Source organism: Arthrobacter zhaoguopingii (genome assembly GCF_009828605.1).
GTDB classification, from domain to species: Bacteria; Actinomycetota; Actinomycetes; order Actinomycetales; family Micrococcaceae; genus Arthrobacter_D; species Arthrobacter_D zhaoguopingii.
In genome coordinates, this window is the sequence record NZ_WIAE01000005.1 from 333,934 (window position 1) to 349,084 (window position 15,151).

General features: G+C 68.9%; 16 protein-coding genes. 8 read left to right on the plus strand and 8 right to left on the minus strand.

All coding sequences use genetic code 11. The features are described 5' to 3' along the window. Together GVV77_RS09090 and GVV77_RS09095 are read left to right on the plus strand one after the other, a co-directional pair. Complete coding sequence (locus GVV77_RS09090; RefSeq protein ID WP_159617782.1) at positions 1–471, plus strand: HIT family protein; 471 nt, start codon at positions 1–3, stop codon at positions 469–471. A gap of 155 nt (positions 472–626) precedes the next feature. Continuing rightward, positions 627–1,004, plus strand: coding sequence for a hypothetical protein (locus GVV77_RS09095; RefSeq protein WP_159617783.1), 378 nt, complete (start codon positions 627–629; stop codon positions 1,002–1,004). A 183-nt stretch (positions 1,005–1,187) separates the two neighbouring features. Here GVV77_RS09095 and GVV77_RS09100 read toward each other — a convergent pair whose 3' ends face one another. Next, positions 1,188–1,412: a hypothetical protein gene (locus GVV77_RS09100; protein ID WP_159617784.1), complete on the minus strand. Its 225-nt coding sequence runs from the start codon at positions 1,410–1,412 to the stop codon at positions 1,188–1,190. 126 nt (positions 1,413–1,538) lie between these two features. Between GVV77_RS09100 and GVV77_RS18305 the strand changes: the two genes are divergently transcribed. After that, positions 1,539–1,883: a trypsin-like serine protease gene (locus GVV77_RS18305; protein ID WP_246199717.1), complete on the plus strand. Its 345-nt coding sequence runs from the start codon at positions 1,539–1,541 to the stop codon at positions 1,881–1,883. Here GVV77_RS18305 and GVV77_RS09110 read toward each other — a convergent pair. From GVV77_RS09110 to GVV77_RS09120, 3 genes are read right to left on the minus strand one after another with little or no spacing between them, the layout of a single operon-like run. Next, positions 1,867–2,961, minus strand: coding sequence for a polyprenyl synthetase family protein (locus tag GVV77_RS09110; RefSeq protein WP_246199718.1), 1,095 nt, complete (start codon positions 2,959–2,961; stop codon positions 1,867–1,869). The two genes, GVV77_RS18305 and GVV77_RS09110, sit on opposite strands and share 17 nt — an antisense overlap. A gap of 9 nt (positions 2,962–2,970) precedes the next feature. Next, complete coding sequence (locus GVV77_RS09115) at positions 2,971–4,287, minus strand: geranylgeranyl reductase family protein (RefSeq protein WP_159617785.1); 1,317 nt, start codon at positions 4,285–4,287, stop codon at positions 2,971–2,973. Further along, positions 4,287–5,054, minus strand: coding sequence for a demethylmenaquinone methyltransferase (locus GVV77_RS09120; protein WP_159617786.1), 768 nt, complete (start codon positions 5,052–5,054; stop codon positions 4,287–4,289). Before GVV77_RS09120 ends, GVV77_RS09115 begins: the two co-directional genes overlap by 1 nt. 102 nt (positions 5,055–5,156) lie before the next feature. Between GVV77_RS09120 and GVV77_RS09125 the strand changes: the two genes are divergently transcribed. The 4 genes from GVV77_RS09125 to GVV77_RS09140 all read left to right on the plus strand — a co-directional run bounded on the left by GVV77_RS09125 (position 5,157) and on the right by GVV77_RS09140 (position 9,062). Beyond that, on the plus strand, positions 5,157–6,497 hold the full coding sequence (locus tag GVV77_RS09125) for an isochorismate synthase (protein ID WP_159617787.1): 1,341 nt from the start codon (positions 5,157–5,159) through the stop codon (positions 6,495–6,497). A gap of 127 nt (positions 6,498–6,624) precedes the next feature. Next, positions 6,625–7,419, plus strand: coding sequence for a transporter substrate-binding domain-containing protein (locus GVV77_RS09130; protein WP_159617788.1), 795 nt, complete (start codon positions 6,625–6,627; stop codon positions 7,417–7,419). 81 nt (positions 7,420–7,500) lie between these two features. Continuing rightward, a complete protein-coding gene (locus tag GVV77_RS09135) occupies positions 7,501–8,286 on the plus strand; it encodes an amino acid ABC transporter permease (protein ID WP_159617789.1) in 786 nt (261 codons plus the stop codon). Continuing rightward, a complete protein-coding gene (locus GVV77_RS09140; protein WP_159617790.1) occupies positions 8,286–9,062 on the plus strand; it encodes an amino acid ABC transporter ATP-binding protein in 777 nt (258 codons plus the stop codon). Before GVV77_RS09135 ends, GVV77_RS09140 begins: the two co-directional genes overlap by 1 nt. Here the strand turns inward: GVV77_RS09140 and menD are convergent. Together menD and GVV77_RS09150 are read right to left on the minus strand one after the other, a co-directional pair. Beyond that, positions 9,059–10,777: a 2-succinyl-5-enolpyruvyl-6-hydroxy-3-cyclohexene-1-carboxylic-acid synthase gene (menD, locus tag GVV77_RS09145; RefSeq protein WP_159617791.1), complete on the minus strand. Its 1,719-nt coding sequence runs from the start codon at positions 10,775–10,777 to the stop codon at positions 9,059–9,061. The genes GVV77_RS09140 and menD overlap by 4 nt on opposite strands. Positions 10,778–10,873: 96 nt before the next feature. Beyond that, a complete protein-coding gene (locus tag GVV77_RS09150) occupies positions 10,874–11,413 on the minus strand; it encodes a DinB family protein (protein ID WP_159617792.1) in 540 nt (179 codons plus the stop codon). 241 nt (positions 11,414–11,654) lie between these two features. Between GVV77_RS09150 and GVV77_RS09155 the strand changes: the two genes are divergently transcribed. Further along, positions 11,655–11,912: a hypothetical protein gene (locus tag GVV77_RS09155; RefSeq protein ID WP_246199719.1), complete on the plus strand. Its 258-nt coding sequence runs from the start codon at positions 11,655–11,657 to the stop codon at positions 11,910–11,912. A 62-nt stretch (positions 11,913–11,974) separates the two neighbouring features. On the opposite strand, the gene GVV77_RS09160 is transcribed toward GVV77_RS09155, so the two are convergent. Further along, positions 11,975–13,792, minus strand: a complete 1,818-nt coding sequence (locus tag GVV77_RS09160; protein ID WP_343033049.1) for an immune inhibitor A domain-containing protein — start codon at positions 13,790–13,792, stop codon at positions 11,975–11,977. Positions 13,793–14,085: 293 nt separating this feature from the next. Further along, a complete protein-coding gene (locus tag GVV77_RS09165; protein ID WP_159617793.1) occupies positions 14,086–15,138 on the minus strand; it encodes a class I SAM-dependent methyltransferase in 1,053 nt (350 codons plus the stop codon). Between the last annotated feature and the right edge of the window lie 13 nt (positions 15,139–15,151).

A 15,151-nucleotide genomic window follows, 5' to 3' on the forward strand; every position in this document is an offset into this window, starting at 1 on the left:
ATGTCCGGGTTCGTCAATCACGCCCCTGAGGGCTACCAGTGCCCCTTCTGCGATCTGGCCCGCGGAAACTTCGATAACCCGCGCAACCTCTGCCGGCCCGGGGACGTCATCTATGCGGACGACCTCGCCCTCGCCTTCATCGCCTCGCACGGATTCGCGCCGAATCCCGGCCACGTGCTGATTACCCCGCGCGCCCACTTCGAACTGCTGTATGAACTTCCCGACGACGTGGCCTCGCGCATCATGCTCCTCACCCGCGACCTCGCCGTGGCGATCAAGCGGGCGTGGCAGCCCGACGGCGTCTCTACCCGCCAGCACAACGAGCCCGCGGGCAGCCAGCACGTCTGGCACTACCACCAGCACGTCCTGCCGCGGTGGCACGATGACGGTTTCTATTTCACCCCGAAACGCCCCATCGTCGACCCTGGGGTGCGCGCCCGGAAAGCACGGGAACTCCGCGCCGCCCTGTAGCAGGCAGCGGAAAAAATTTCCGACAATAGTCTCGACATTTGTATTGACGTAGATCGCGCCGTCGGTATTATTTGTTCGCAGGGGGCTCGCCGGAAGAAATTGCGGCGGTCAAATCTGGTCTCGTCGTATTCAGCACTGCTATCGACGGAGTTGCCATGCTCAAAAAGTCCCTTGCCGCGGCCGGACTGGCTGCCGCTTTTGTTTTCATCCCCACAGCCGCAAACGCGCTCGACTGCGTGAACGTATCCCGGCCCCCGGCCGCGTGCGGGTCGAACTGTACGACAGGGCCGGTCATCAAGGGCAACTGGGTGTGGCTGCCCAGTGTCTTCCCCGGCGGGCCCCAGTCCTGGGTCCTCGTTCCCCCCGGAACCATCCAGGGCATCGGCGTCGCCGGCGAGAGCGGCAATTTCCAGAGCGGTGAGGGCTATGCCCTGCTCGTCAACGCGATCTGCGACTCTCAGGGCTCGGTGCTGGTCCACCGCCAGACCGAGCACGGCATTCAGCTGCTGGAGGGGTGCTCGGCGCCGCACTAGGAGCGGCACCAGCCGCGTCGCCCGGCACCGGCCCCCTGCAGTCCGGTGCCGGGCCACCCTCCAAGTGCCGGACTCTTGCAGTCCGGCACCTTCCGGTGCTATTAAAAGAGGTGTCCCGGAGCACCCGGGGCGGCAAAAACATATGCGGCCATTGTGTAATTGAAAGCTGGTTCTGCAGGGGTTTCAATGTTGATGCATTCCGTCGAGTCCCGTGAAGCATTCACGGTGTCCGAGTTCCTCGAATTGATGTACCTCGATGATGATTTTCTCGATGCCGAATTCCAGGAGATCGTCGAGCGTATCGACCCTCCCGACCGCGTCCGCGGCACAGCCGCCCCGGCCCGCCGCCGCGGGAGGGGCACCGGTCCCGCCCAGGGCAGCCACCGGCCCCGCCGGTTGCGGCAGCACGGCAGCCGGACCCCGCCGCCGGCCCGGGAGCGTTCGCCCCCGACCAGGCAGCACCGGCAGCGGTGCTCCGCTTCGCAACGGATCAGGGCCTTTCGCGCGCCCGCCCATCCTTGACTGGGCAACGGGGTGACTGCAGGGATCATCTCGGGACTTCACCGGCAGATCCCCGGCTCGGCCTCGAGCAGCCAGTCGCTCGTGGAACTGATCCAGCCGGACGCCGCAATCTGTCCCGGCAACTCCGGCGGGCCCGTGGTCAACGGTCAGGGCGAAATCATCCGGATCGGCGAAGCGTACATCCCGCCGCAGGCCGGCGCCGTTTCACTGGGATTCGCCATCCCGGCCACCTCGACCCCGGCGACACCGTCGACGTCGAATTCACGCGGGGAGCCGACGGGGAGCAGGCCCGGATCGAACTGGCGGAGCGGCCGGCCGAGGGCCGGTGAGCTCTCGAGGGTTACACGTCCCGGCTGACGACAGCCTGCGCGAAGCTCGTGAGGGCCTGCTTCACGACGCTCTCGGGCAGGGGCTCCAGGGCGGCGACGGCGTCATCGGCCCAGCGCTGGGCGAACGCCCAGGCCTCCTGCGTCTGCGGGTGCGCACGCACCGCGGCCACTGCCTCCTCGAGCACCTCATCGGAGCTGAGGTCGCCGTCGACGAGGGCCAGCACGTCCGCGGCCGAAGTGTCGCCGGCGGCGGCGGCGCGCCGCAGCAGGATGACCGGAAGGGTCGGCACGCCCTCGCGCAGGTCGGTGCCGGGCGACTTACCGGAGGTTACCTTCAGCCCGGTGACGTCGATGACGTCGTCGGCAAGCTGGAAGGCCACCCCGACCTTCTCTCCGTACTCCACCATGACGTCGATGACTTCCTGGGAGGTGTTGGCGAACAGCGCACCCAGCTGGCCCGAGGCGGCCACGAGGGAGCCGGTCTTGTCGGCGATGACCGAGAGGTAGTGCTCGAGCGGATCCTGGTTCTCGCGCGGCCCCACGGTCTCGTGGAGCTGCCCCAGGCACAGCCGCTCGAAGGTGCGGGCCTGGATCCCGAGCGCCTCTCCGCCGAGTTCGGATACCAGGATCGAGGCCCGCGCGAAGATCAGGTCACCGGTGAGGATGGCCACGGTGTTGCCCCACACCTCGTGTGCCGTGGGGGCGCCCCGGCGGTAGGGCGCCGAGTCCATCACGTCGTCGTGGTAGAGAGTGGCCAGGTGGGTCAGCTCGACGACGACGGCGGCCTGGACCACCTCGGGCCGGCCGGGGTCGCCAAGGTGGGACGCCAGGAGCGTCAGGAGCGGGCGGATGCGCTTGCCGCCGGCCTCCACCAGGTGGCGGGAGGTTGCATCGGCCAGCCGATCGGCGCTGGCAATGGCCCCGCGGAGCTGCTTTTCCACCTCGGTCAGGCAGGAGGAGACGGCCGGGCCAAGGTTGGGATCGTCGGCGATGAGCGCGAACCCCGGCGGCAGCTTGAAGGCTGAAAGGCCGTCGTCCGGGTTCTCAGCGGTGTCGAGCGTGCCGTTTTCCACGCTGGTCATGCCGGAGTCGAAGGAGGAAGTCACTGTATAAGCCTAACCAAGTGGGGTGGCGGATGACGCACGGGTACCGCGGGGGGCCAGCGGCTGATTCGCGGTGGGCGGCACCAGCGCTTCGAGCAGGTGGATCACCCGGTCTTCAAAGCCGCGCCCGCCGGCGTCGGTGAGGTTGGCGAGCATCCTCACCACGAAACGCATGAGCAGCGGAATCGGCATCCCGGTGCGCAGGGCCAGCCGCAGGATGGCCGGTTTACCGATCAGCTGGGCGAACACCCGGCCGAGCGTGAAGTGGCTCCCCCATTGGGACCGGATGTGCGGGGCGTAGCCGGTGAGGACCTGGTCCCTTCCGGCGAGGGAGGTGACATCCTGGGCCGAGGCGATGAACTCCGCGGCGAAGCGCGCCGATTCCATGGCGTAGGAGATGCCCTCGCCGTTGAAGGGGGAAACCATACCGCCGGCGTCGCCGAGCAGCAGCAGGCCGGGGCTGTAATGCGGGGTCCGGTTGAAGCCCATGGGCAGGGCGGCCCCACGGATCTCCCCGACCTGGTTGTCGGGGGTGAACCCCCACTCGGCCGGCATGCCTGCGGTCCAGTCCCGGAGGACCTGCTTGTAGTCGAGCTTCCCGAACTCCGACGAGGAGTTAAGGATGCCCAGCCCGACGTTGGAGGTGCCGTCGCCCACCCCGAAGACCCACCCGTAGCCGGGCAGCGGGCGCCCGGTGGCGTCGGGCAGTTCAAGCCAGCCCTCCATCCAGTCGTCGTCGTGCCGGGGGCTGGTGAAGTAGGTGCGCACGGCGACGCCGAGGGGCCGGTCGTCGCGTTTGGCCATCCCGAGGCTGACGGCGGTGCGGGTGGAGTTTCCGTCGGCGGCAAGGACGACGTCGGCGGAGAAGGTGCGCGACTCACCCGTCTTCCGGCCACCGTCGTCGAGCAGGTTCGCGGTGACGCCGGTGACCCGGCCCGTCTCGTCCCGGACGGCCGCGGAGACCGAATGTCCCTCGAGGATGGTGGCGCCGGCCGCGCGGGCGTGGCCGGCGAGGGCCTCGTCGAAGCCGAGGCGGGTGCGCACCAGCCCGTACCCGGGGAAGTCGCTCAGCTCGGGCCAGGGGACCTCGACGGTGCGGCCGCCGGCGAGCAGGCGCAGGCCCTTATTACGCCGCCAGCCGTCCGCTTCGTCGTGCGGGAGGCCAAGAAGCTGGATTTCACGCACCGCGCGCGGCGTGAGTCCGTCGCCGCAGACCTTCTCCCGCGGGAAATAGGTCTTCTCAAGGACGGTGACCTCGATGCCGGCCCGGGCGAGGTAGTAGGCGGCGGTGGAACCTGCGGGGCCAGCCCCGACAATGAGGACTGACACTAGTTGACTGCCCGGGTGCTGCGGCGGCGGAGCCGCGCGCGGGCGGCGGGCGCCGCTGAGGGCCGTGGCGTCCCGCCCGGTTTGACCGCGCGGTGGATGGCGACGATCCCGCCGTTGAGGTTGCGGTAGGCCACCTCGCCCCAGCCGCTTCCGGTGATCCAGGCGGCCAGCTCATCCTGGTTCGGCCAGGCCCGGATGGACTCGGCCAGGTACACGTAGGCGTCGGGGTTGGAGCTGACCTTCTCGGCGATCGCCGGCAGGGCGCGCATCAGGTATTCGGTGTAGAGGTTGCGCCACAGCGCCACGGTGGGCTGGGAGAACTCGGCGATGACGAGCCGGCCGCCGGGCTTGGTGACCCGAAGCATCTCCTCGAGGGCCTTGCGCGGCTCATTGACGTTGCGCAGCCCGAAGGAGATGGTCGTGGCGTCAAAGGAGTTGTCGGCGAACGGCAGGTTTGTGGCGTCCCCGGCGACGAAGTCGATGTCGGGGCGGCGGCGCTTGCCCACGGTGAGCATGCCGAGGGAGAAATCACAGGCGACGACGTGGATGCCGTTGTCCGCATAGGGCTCGCTGGAGGTGCCCGTCCCGGCGGCAAGGTCGAGGACCCGCTGTCCCGGCTCGGCACCCACCGCCTGCACCACGAGGCGCCGCCAGCGGTGCGTCTGCCCGAGGGAGAGCACATCGTTGACCACGTCGTACCGGGGCGCGACGCCGTCGAACATGGCTGCTACTTCATCAGGGCGCTTTTCCAGTGATGCACGGTTCACCCGCCCATTGTCTCAAACAAAACCGGCCCACCCGACCGCGGCCGCCGGGACGGGCCCCACCCCGGAAGCCGCACCCGCGCACCGGAGTAGGCTTGGATCATCATGAGCAATCCCTTTCCTGCCGCGCTTGCCCCGGCACCCGGGCGCGCGGGCGGCCTGAGAAGCATCACCATCCCCCGGGGGCGGATTGAACCCGAGACGGGTCTTCTCGATTACGTGGTCCGCAACGACGCCCATACCTGGATCCGGCGCGGAGGCGGCCTTGTCGCCTTCGGCGAGGTGACCCGTTTCACCACCTCCGGCCCGGACCGCTTCGCGGAGGCGCAGCGGTGGTGGCGGAAGGAACTGGAATCGGCCGAGGTGGTCAACGGCCTCACTGTCCCGGGCACCGGTCTGGTGGCGTTCGGCTCCTTTGCCTTCTCGAAGACCTCACGGCACGCCTCGCGGCTGATCGTGCCGGAAATCATCATCGGCTGCCGCGACGGGCAGAGCTGGTTGACCTATATCTCGAACGACGCCGACACCGAGCTGAGCGCCGAAGCAGCGGAGGCGGCCCTGGCCGCCTACCTCGAGGAGGTGGATCCCGCCCGGGCCCCGCACCCCGAGGACCGGCTCGCCCCGGGGGTGCTCACCGAGGAGCAGTACCTTGAGGCGGTGGCCGGCGGGGTGCGGCGGATCCAGGCCGGGGAGCTGAGCAAAGTGGTCCTGGCCCGCGACGTGGTGGCCGAACTCGGATCCCCCGTCGCCACGGCGCAGGTCCTGCGTGAGCTGGCGGTGCGGTACGAGGACTGCTGGACCTACTCCGTGGACGGGCTGATCGGCTCTACCCCGGAAATGCTGATCAAGGTTGAGGATTCGACGGCGCAGGCCCGCGTGCTCGCCGGCACCCTCGACCGCGCGGGAGCCCCGGCGGATGATCCGGGGTATGCCGAGCGGGTGCTTGCCGGGTCCGCGAAGCAGCTCCACGAGCACTCGATCGCCATCGACTCCCTGACCCGCCAGCTTGAACCGTTCACCGACTCGATGACCTCCCACAGCGAGCCCTTCGTGCTGCAGCTGCCCAATGTCTGGCATCTGGCCTCGGACGTCCGCGCCCGGCTGACCCGGGACGGCGGCGGCGAGGTGCCGACCTCGCTCGCCCTGGTCGAGGCGCTGCACCCCACGGCCGCGGTCTGCGGCACTCCGACGACCGTTGCCGGCGCGCTGATCCGTGAGCTTGAACACCTTGAGCGCGGACCGTACGCCGGACCGGTCGGCTGGATCGACGCCGAGGGCAACGGCGAGTGGGGCATCGCGCTGCGAGGCGCGGTGATTGAAAGCAGCACCCGGGTGCGGCTGTATGCAGGGTGCGGAATCGTCGAGGGCTCACAACCGCAGGCCGAACTGGCCGAAACGTGGAGCAAATTCCGCCCGATGATCGAGGCGCTGGGCCTCTCCCGGTAGCTCGACCGTATTGCCCAGGGAAAGTGCTTGGTTACCAATACGCATCTCCTGTAGCCTGTGACGCACATCTCTTGTGCAGTTAGAATCAACACGACCTTTCCTACCCGTCCAAAAGCAGAGGTATCCGATGTCTTCCAAGAAAACCGCAATGCTGGCCGCACTGGCCGCCGGAACGCTGGCGCTGAGCGCCTGCGGCGGCGGCTCCGATGAAGCAGGCGATTCAGGCGAGGCGGGCGGCCTCAACCTGGTGAAGGACGGCGCCCTGACCGTCTGCTCCGATATTCCGTACCCCCCGTTCGAGTTCGAGGAAAACGGCGAGTACACCGGCTTCGATATCGATCTGATGCGCGAGATCGCCACGGGCCTCGATCTTGAGCTCGACGTCCAGGACGTCGGCTTCGACGGACTTCAGAGCGGCGCGGTCATCGCCGCCGGGCAGTGCGACGTCGGCGCCAGCGCCATCACGATCACCGAAGAGCGCGCGGAAAACCTCACGTTCTCCGAGCCGTACTACGACTCGCTGCAGTCACTGCTGGTACCGGCCGACTCGGACGTCGCGTCCATCGATGACCTCGCCGGCAAGTCGGTCGGCGTCCAGCAGGGCACCACCGGGGAGACCTACACCCGCGAGAACGTCCCTGCGGACACCAAGGTCGTCGCGTTCCCGTCCGACGCGGAGATGTACGCCGCCATCCAGGCCGGCAACGTCGACGCCCTGCTCCAGGACCTGCCCGTGAACATCGGGCACACCGAAGAAGGCGCGTTCACCATCGCCGAGGAGTACAAGACTGACGAACAGTACGGTTTCGCCTTCGCCAAGGAAGGCAGCGAGGACCTCGTCTCCGCCGTCGACGAGCAGCTGTCCACCCTGCGCGACAACGGCAGGTACCAGGAAATCTACGACACCTACTTCGCGGAGTAGAAAAACCACCGCTGGTGCCCCGGTGGCCGCACGCCGCCGGGGCACCAGCGCGCCATCTCCTGAAGGAAGGTACATCCCAGCGTGAAAGCCTCTACGCGCCGGCGCCTCGTCCAAGGCGTTCTTTACGCGGTCTTTATCCTCGTGGTCCTCGTCGTCGTTCTCCTCGCCGACTGGGACACGATCGGCTCCTACTTCTTCAACCTTGAAGTAGCGGCGGAAACATTCCCTGAAATCGTCGTCATCGCGGCCAGGAACACCATTCTCTACACGGCGATCGCGTTCGTCGGCGGGCTGTTCCTCGGGCTCCTGCTGGCCCTCATGAAGCTGTCCCCGGTCCTGCCCTACCGCTGGTTCGCAACCGCCTACATCGAACTCTTCCGGGGACTTCCGGCGCTGCTGGTGATCTTCGGCTTCGCCTTCGCCATCCCCATCGCCTTCCAGTGGCGCCCGCCGGGAGGCAGCGCCGGAGCGGGCCTGATGGCACTGATCGTCGTCGCGGCCGCCTACATCGCCGAGACGATCCGGGCGGGAATCGAGGCCGTCCCCAAAGGCCAGGTCGAGGCGGCCCGCTCGCTGGGCATGAACCCGGCGTGGACCATGGTGTCCGTCGTGCTGCCCCAGGCGTTTCGGATCATCACCCCGCCGTTGACCAACGAACTGGTGATCCTGATCAAGGACACCTCGCTGCTGTTCATCGCCGGCATGGCCCTGGGCGAACGCGAGCTCACGGTGTTCGCCCGGGACTCGGTGACGAGCCAGGCCAACGCCACCCCGCTGGTGGTCGCCGCCCTGATGTACCTCGCGATCACCTTGCCGCTGACGCAGCTTGTCGCGAAACTTGAACGACACAACAAGAGAGGCCGGTGATGGCAGTGACCAGTTCGTCAAAGGGTGCCTCCGCAGTGAGCACCACCGAACCGGCGATCGACGTCCGCGCCCTGTGCAAGAGCTTCGGCAGCAATGAGGTCCTCAAGGGCATCGACTTCCACGTCGACCAGGGTGAGGTGGTGTGCGTGATCGGGCCGTCCGGCTCCGGCAAGTCCACGCTGCTGCGCTGCGTGAACCGGCTGGAGGAGCCGACCACGGGCACCGTCATGATCGAAGGCGTCGACATCACCGATGAGGAGACCGACCTGGACAAGATGCGCACGCGCATCGGGATGGTCTTCCAGCAGTTCAACCTGTTCCCGCACCTCAGCGTGCTCGCCAACCTGACCCTCGCCCAGCAGCGCGCCAAGAAGCGCAGCAAGTCAGAGGCCATCGAGGTCGCCCGGCGAAACCTGGCCAAGGTCGGCCTCGCGGAGAAGGCGGATGCCTTCCCCGCGCAGCTCTCCGGAGGCCAGCAGCAGCGTGTCGCCATCGCGCGGGCGCTGTCGATGGATCCTGACATGATGCTCTTCGACGAGCCCACCAGTGCACTGGACCCGGAGCTCGTCGGCGACGTCCTCGAGGTCATGAAGCAGCTGGCCCGGGAGGGCATGACCATGATGGTCGTCACCCACGAGATGGGTTTCGCCCGCGAGGTCGGGGACCGCGTGGTGTTCATGGACGGCGGCGTCGTGGTGGAGCAGGGCAAGCCCGAGGACGTCCTCGGCAACCCTCAGCACGAGCGCACCAAAGAGTTCCTCTCGAAGGTGCTCTAACCCTCCACCGCCCGGAATGCCGCATCGACGGCATCCCGGATCCGGCCGTGCAGCGCCCGCAGCGACTGCCGGTCCGCCTGGACTTCGATAATGGAGCGGCCCCTGAGGGGCCGCTCCATTGCCGTTTCAAGGCCCTGCAGCGTGGTGACCCGTTCGAAGGCCACCCCGTACGCCGCGGCCAGCGCCGCCAGGTCCACCTGCTGCGGCGTCCCGAAGAGCCGCTCCACGGCGGCCCCGTAGCGTGCCTTCGTCGCGGGCTCCCCGTGTTCAAGCAGGCCGAAGATCCCGCCGCCGTGATCGTTCAGCACCACCAGCTGTAGGTCGGGCTCGGCCTCCCCTGCGCCAATGAGCAGCCCGCCTGCGTCGTGAAGGAAGGTCAGGTCGCCCATCAGCACCCGGGTGGGCACCCCGGTGGCCAGGGCAATGCCGGTGGCCGTCGACACCGTGCCGTCAATGCCTGCCAGCCCGCGGTTGGCGAACACCTCGAGCGGGTGCCAGCCCGGAGCTGCGGTGAGGTCGACGTCCCGAATGGGGTTCGATGAGCCGAGCACCAGGAACCCGTCCGTCTGCTCCCAGACGGCCTCGGCGACGGCGGGACCGGTGAGGCCCTCCTCGCCGGCGAGCAGGGTGGCGATGGCCGCATCGGCGGCCGCACCGGCGGAGCGCCAGGCCTCAAGCCAGCCCGGCGCCGCCGGGCCGGCGAACTCGAGGAGGTCGGGAAGGTTGTCGATGATGCGCTCGGGGCGGCGGCCCGGCTCGAACCACGCCGCCGGTTCCGGAAGGTAGAGTGCCCGCTCGATGTCGGTACGGGCCAGCAGCGCGGCCACCGGCCGGGACAGCGTCGGGCGGCCGAAGACCACCACCCGGGTGATGCCGGCGCCCAGGTGCCCGAGGAGCAGGCGGTAGGGTGCGATGGCGCTGGTGCCGAACCGGGCATTGGAGGACGGCTCGGCCAGCAGCGGCAGCCCGAGGTGGGCGGCGAAGACCGCCGCCAGCTCACCGGCACCGTGGCCGGCCACGACGACGGGGCCGCCGGCCGCCGGCGCTGAGGGTGCCCGGCGTTCTCCGTCCTGGAGGGCCTCCGCGGAGCCGGCCGCGCCGTCTCCGCCGACCGACGGCACCGCCGCGGCATCGTGCGGGAGTGCCGGCGCTGCGACCGGCGCGTCCCAGGCGTCCCCGGCCGGTACCAGCGGGTCCCGGAAGGCAAGGTTGAGCTGGACCGGCCCTGCCGGTGCTCCGCCGCCGCAGGCCTCGCGCACCGCGCGGGCCACGAAGGGCCCGGGGTCCTCCCCCGCCGGCACGTCGAAGGCGCACCGGACGTGGCTGCCGAACAGGCCCGGCTGCTGCGTCGTCTGGTTGGCGCCGGTTCCGCGCAGTTCCTCGGGCCGGTCCGCCGAGAGCACCACCAGCGGCACGGCCGCGTGGTTGGCCTCCATGACGGCCGGCAGGAGTTCCCCGACGGCCGTGCCCGAGGTCGTCAGCACCGCCGCGGGCCGCTTCCCGCCCAGGGCCAGGCCCAGCGCCGTGAACCCGGCCGAGCGCTCGTCGATACGCACATGGAGCGTCAGCTGCCCGGCGGCCTCCGCCTCGGCCAGCGCGTAGGCCAGCGGTGCGCTGCGGGAGCCGGGGGCGACGACGACGTCGTGCACACCCCCTCCGGCCAGGGCCGTCACCGCACGCCGCGCCGCTTCGAGGGATGGAAGGGAATCGCTCATTCCCCAATACTTCCACGCTCGGGGCAGCCGCCCGCCGCCCGCCCCCTCGGGTGGCCGGCGCCGCGGTGGGGCCGGCCGGGCCACAGAGGTACCGGGTTACTCTCCGGTGCTTCCGTCGACGGATTCCCGCAGCAGGTCGGCGTGGCCGTTGTGCCGGGCGTACTCCTCGATCATGTGGACGAGGATCCAGCGCAGGCTCGGCGCCTCGCCGCTGGCCCAGGGGCGCTGGGCACGCTGGTCCAGCCCTCCCGCGCGAATCGCCTGGGTGGTCAGCGAGCGGGACCGTCCCACCGTCCCTTCCCAGAGGGACAGGAGCTCACCGGGGGCGTCACCGGCGGCGGAGTGCCACTCCCAGTCGGGGTCGGTCTTCCAGTCCACTGCGTCCCACGGCGGCTTCCGGTCCTGTCCGTGCAGGGTATAGGTGAACCAGTGGTCCTCGACGAAGGACATGTGCTTGAGCAGGCCTCCGAGGGTCAGGGCCGAGACGCCGACCGTGGCGGACAGCCCCGCCGCGTCGAGTCCGCCCGCCTTCCAGGCAAGGGTGGCGCGTTGGTAATCGAGGTAACCGAGCAGGGTCTCGGCTTCGGTGCCTGCGAGCGGAGGTTCAACCCGGCCCTGGTCATCAACGGTGGTCATGCGCGGGAACTCTACGCGCCGGGGCCTGCGGGGGCAATGTCAGCAGCGGAGCCGGGGCCTGCGGGGCAATGTCGGCAGCGGAGCCGGATCCGGCGGGCGGACGATCCGGAGGCCGCGGTCTCCGCCCGGAGGTGGGGAGATTCCCAGCGGCGGCTCAGGAGACGCTCATCTTTGCCTGTCAGGCTGGCACGGGTTTGCGCCGTATGTCCATTGAGCCGTAGGTCCGTTGAGAGGAGCCGAAGTGCTTTCCAGGAGTATTGAACGCGGCCGGCCGGAGGCCTGGTCGTCCGTGGGCGGTGCCGCCGCGGCGCGGGGCCGCTGGCAGGAGCTGAGCGCCGGAGACGCGGTCGTCGTCGAACTCGGCAACGGCCGTTCGGTGCGCGGGGTGGTCGATGCCCTGGTCGAGGATGCCAGTGTGCTCTGGGTGGAGCTGGACGGGGGAAAGGGACGCCGCCTGTTCCACTGGGAGGACGGCGTGGCCATCCGCCCGCTCAGCTGACCGTCGATGAACGCAGAAGGAGCCGGGAGAAACCTCCCGGCTCCTTGCCGGTGCCCGGCGGGTCAGCGCACCTGGAGGGTGAGCATTCCGTTCGGGTTGGACTGGATCACTTCGATGCTGGTGCCGGTACCGGCGACGATGACGGAGCCCTGCGGGTTCGCCGGATCGTAGTAGGCGTTGGGATTGGTGTCATCGAAGCGGGGGACGCCCGGCTGCGACGGCGCGGTGAGCGTCGTCATGCCGGTCGCCTGCTCGCGGTGGAGGCTGAGCGGATCGGTGGCCTGGCGGCCGAAGGTGGCGTCGTAACTCTGGATGCGGTTGCGCACCACCGTGCCGTCAGACCAGGTCAGTGGCTTCGGGTGGGCGTCCACGGGCAGGGCGAGGCCCTCGCCCGGGTGCTGGCGCGTGTTGTTGTTGCGCTGCGCGGTGTTCCAGTAGGTGATGCTCAGGCCGTCCTGGTAGGTGTAGTGCTCCACGGTGTCCGGGGCGCTCAGGCTCCAGCCGAAGTTATACGGGCCGGTGGCGAGCATCCCGTCGTAGCCGAGGTACTGGCGGTTCTCGGCGATGTAGAAGCGGCTCTTGCCCGCCGCGTCCTTGGGCAGGTTCACGACGACGGCCTGCGGGGCCTTCGTCGCATGGAAGGACGGACCAATGGTGTGGGTCGAGGCGCGGCCGGCCGTGGCCACCTCATAGTCGAGCCACCCGAGCTGGATCTTCTCCCACGCTCCCATGTGGTTCGGGGTGGTGCCAATCGAGCCCTTGCCGTGGCCCAGCCAGGAGCCGGAACTCATGAGAGTCCAGAAGCCGGTGCCGTTCTCGCCGCCGCTGGTGTCATAGAGGTCGGGCAGGCCGAGGTCGTGGCCGTATTCGTGGGCGAAGACTCCGAGGCCGCCGTTCTCGGGCTCAGTGGTGTAATCCCGGATCCAGAGGTTGGAGTTGCCGATCTTAATGCCGCCATAGGGGTTCGCCGCGGGCCCTGAGGTGCCCCGGCCGGCCTGGCCGACGGCCCAGCGGTGGGACCAGATGGCAGACGAGGGCGCCCCGGCTTCCTCGCCCTCGCCGGCGTGGATGGCCTGGAAATGGTCGATGTAGCCGTCGGCTTCGTTGAAGTCGCCGTCCTTGTCGTAGTCGTAGCGGTCCCACTGGTCGAAGGTGGCCAGGTACGCGTCGATCTCGGCGGGGGTCTTCCCGGCGGCGAGCTGCGAGTCGTACCAGGCATTGGCGGTGTCCTGCACGAACCGGGTCATGTCGGCCTGGCTCTCGGTTTCGCCGTAGCTGGCCGAGTTGAAGGGGACCGTCACCCAGTCGCTCACGTCGCCGTCGACCGTGTAGCGGCCGCTGGACATCTCCTCGTAGACGCCCTTGAGGGATTCGCCGTCCCCGCTGAAGAACATGTCCAGGAAGTGCGCCCGGTCGAAGCGTGGCGCCCAGTAGGTGGAGTTGTCCACCGCTCGGTTCGGTTCCTTGATGGTGTTGCGCTTCGGACCGGGCGCGGAGGTCGGGTAGCGGGGGTCGACCTGGTCGCCGAAGTCCACGAGGAAGGAGAGGATCTGGTCGCTGCCGGTCAGCCCGTACTCGGCCCACTGGCCCGGAGCGACCCGGACGGCTCGAGAGCCGTTGCGGTTCTCAACCTTGGCCTCGCCGGAGATGACCTTCTCCACCGCCTTCTGGTTGAGGTCGCGGCGGGCGTCGGCCACCGGGTCGGAGCGGTCGTCGGACTTGGGGGGTGCGCCGTCGGCACCGGGTGAGGAGGTGGTTGACGGTGAGACCGGATCGGAGCCGGGAGCGGCATACGCACTCACGGGGGCGAGCACGACGGCGCCGGTGACGGCGAGCGCCATCGCGCGCCGCATCCGCCGTGGAGGGGTAGTGGAATTCAAGGGTTCTCCTTAGTGAAATGTCCCAGCTGGGCGGAGCTCCGTGATGGAGGCCGCCGTGGCGAACCTGTTGCCTAAGCACACGTTCTGGGAGGACGGTAACACCGCGCTTCACCGGTTTCCCGCCTTGTTTTCACTACGAGCCACTTTTTCTATATCCCCTAGCCGAAATGCGGCCGGCTTTGTATAGTGCGCGGCTGCGGTCGGGGGTAGGTGTCATCCTGGGTGGCGCCCATCCGCGCCCCCCTGACGGCCGCCGGCGGCAGCGATCAGGGGGGCGCGGATTCCTGCAGGCTTCAGCGGCGTGCTTCGAAGACGCGGTTGAACGGCGTCTGGGCCACGCGGCGGAAGGATGTGAACCCATTGCGGTGGAACAGGTACGCCCACGTTTCGTCCGGGACCTGATTGCCGAGGGCCGTTGTGCCGCCGGCCAGCGCCGAAGGGGTGCAGAGCATCGCCGAGCTGGGGTAGAACAGCCGCGCGGCGAACAATCCCGCCGCGTCGTCGGGGCCCTCGGCGGTCATCGGTTCAACGACCATCACGGAGCCGTCCTCGGCCACCTGCCGGGCAGCGTGCGCGATCACCCGTTCCGGGTCCCCCATGTCGTGAAGGGAGTCGAAGAAGGTGATCAGGTCATACGGCCCTCCCCCGTACTCGGCTCCGGAGGCGCTTTCCATCCGGATCCGGCCTGCCACTCCTTCTGCCGCCGCCTTCTTGGCCGCCGCGTCCAACGAGCCCTGGTGCAGGTCGACCGCGACGAACCGCGAGGCCGGGTACTCGGCAGCCATGAGCGTCAACGCCGTCGCATGCCCGGCGCCGATGTCGGCAACACTGGCGCCTGCGGCCAGTTTGGACTCGATCCCCGAGAGCGCCGGAAGCCATTGGCTGAAGAGGCACGCACGGTATACCGGACCGAACGAGCGGTCGAAGCCGTCGAACAGCCCCGGATTCTGGTCTCCCCAGGCCAACGCTCCGTCCGAGCTGAACGCGGCGTCGATGCGTTGCTGCCCCTGGACCGTGGCGGCAAGCACCTCGGTGAGGCCGCCAAGGTAGGCCGGTGATTCCTCGACAGCCAGAACCATGCCCTGTTCCGGCGAGAGGCTGTACCGGCCGTCGGGATCCGCGGTGATGTATCCGGCCAGGGACTGGCCCACCAGCCATTCCTGAAGCAGGCGTTCGTTGGTGCCGGTCCGCCCAGCCAGTTCGCCTGCACTCGCGGGGCCGGCGGAGAGGGCCCGGTAGAGGCCCTGCCGCACCCCCAGATGGACTGAGACGACCCCCCACGCGCCTGCAAGCTCGGTGGCCAGCTGTGCGGTCAGAACGTTCAGCTCGGTTTCATTGATAGTCACGGAAACTCCTTTG

What these genes read in the sequence shown, in the direction of transcription:
- GVV77_RS09090 (WP_159617782.1), top strand. Translation starts at nt 1, where the DNA reads ATGTCCGGGTTCGTCAATCACGCCCCTGAGGGCTACCAGTGCCCCTTC.
- GVV77_RS09130 (WP_159617788.1), top strand. Translation starts at nt 6,625, where the DNA reads ATGTCTTCCAAGAAAACCGCAATGCTGGCCGCACTGGCCGCCGGAACG.
- GVV77_RS09095 (WP_159617783.1), top strand. Translation starts at nt 627, where the DNA reads ATGCTCAAAAAGTCCCTTGCCGCGGCCGGACTGGCTGCCGCTTTTGTT.
- GVV77_RS09140 (WP_159617790.1), top strand. Translation starts at nt 8,286, where the DNA reads ATGGCAGTGACCAGTTCGTCAAAGGGTGCCTCCGCAGTGAGCACCACC.
- menD (WP_159617791.1), bottom strand. Translation starts at nt 10,777, where the DNA reads ATGAGCGATTCCCTTCCATCCCTCGAAGCGGCGCGGCGTGCGGTGACG.
- GVV77_RS09125 (WP_159617787.1), top strand. Translation starts at nt 5,157, where the DNA reads ATGAGCAATCCCTTTCCTGCCGCGCTTGCCCCGGCACCCGGGCGCGCG.
- GVV77_RS09150 (WP_159617792.1), bottom strand. Translation starts at nt 11,413, where the DNA reads ATGACCACCGTTGATGACCAGGGCCGGGTTGAACCTCCGCTCGCAGGC.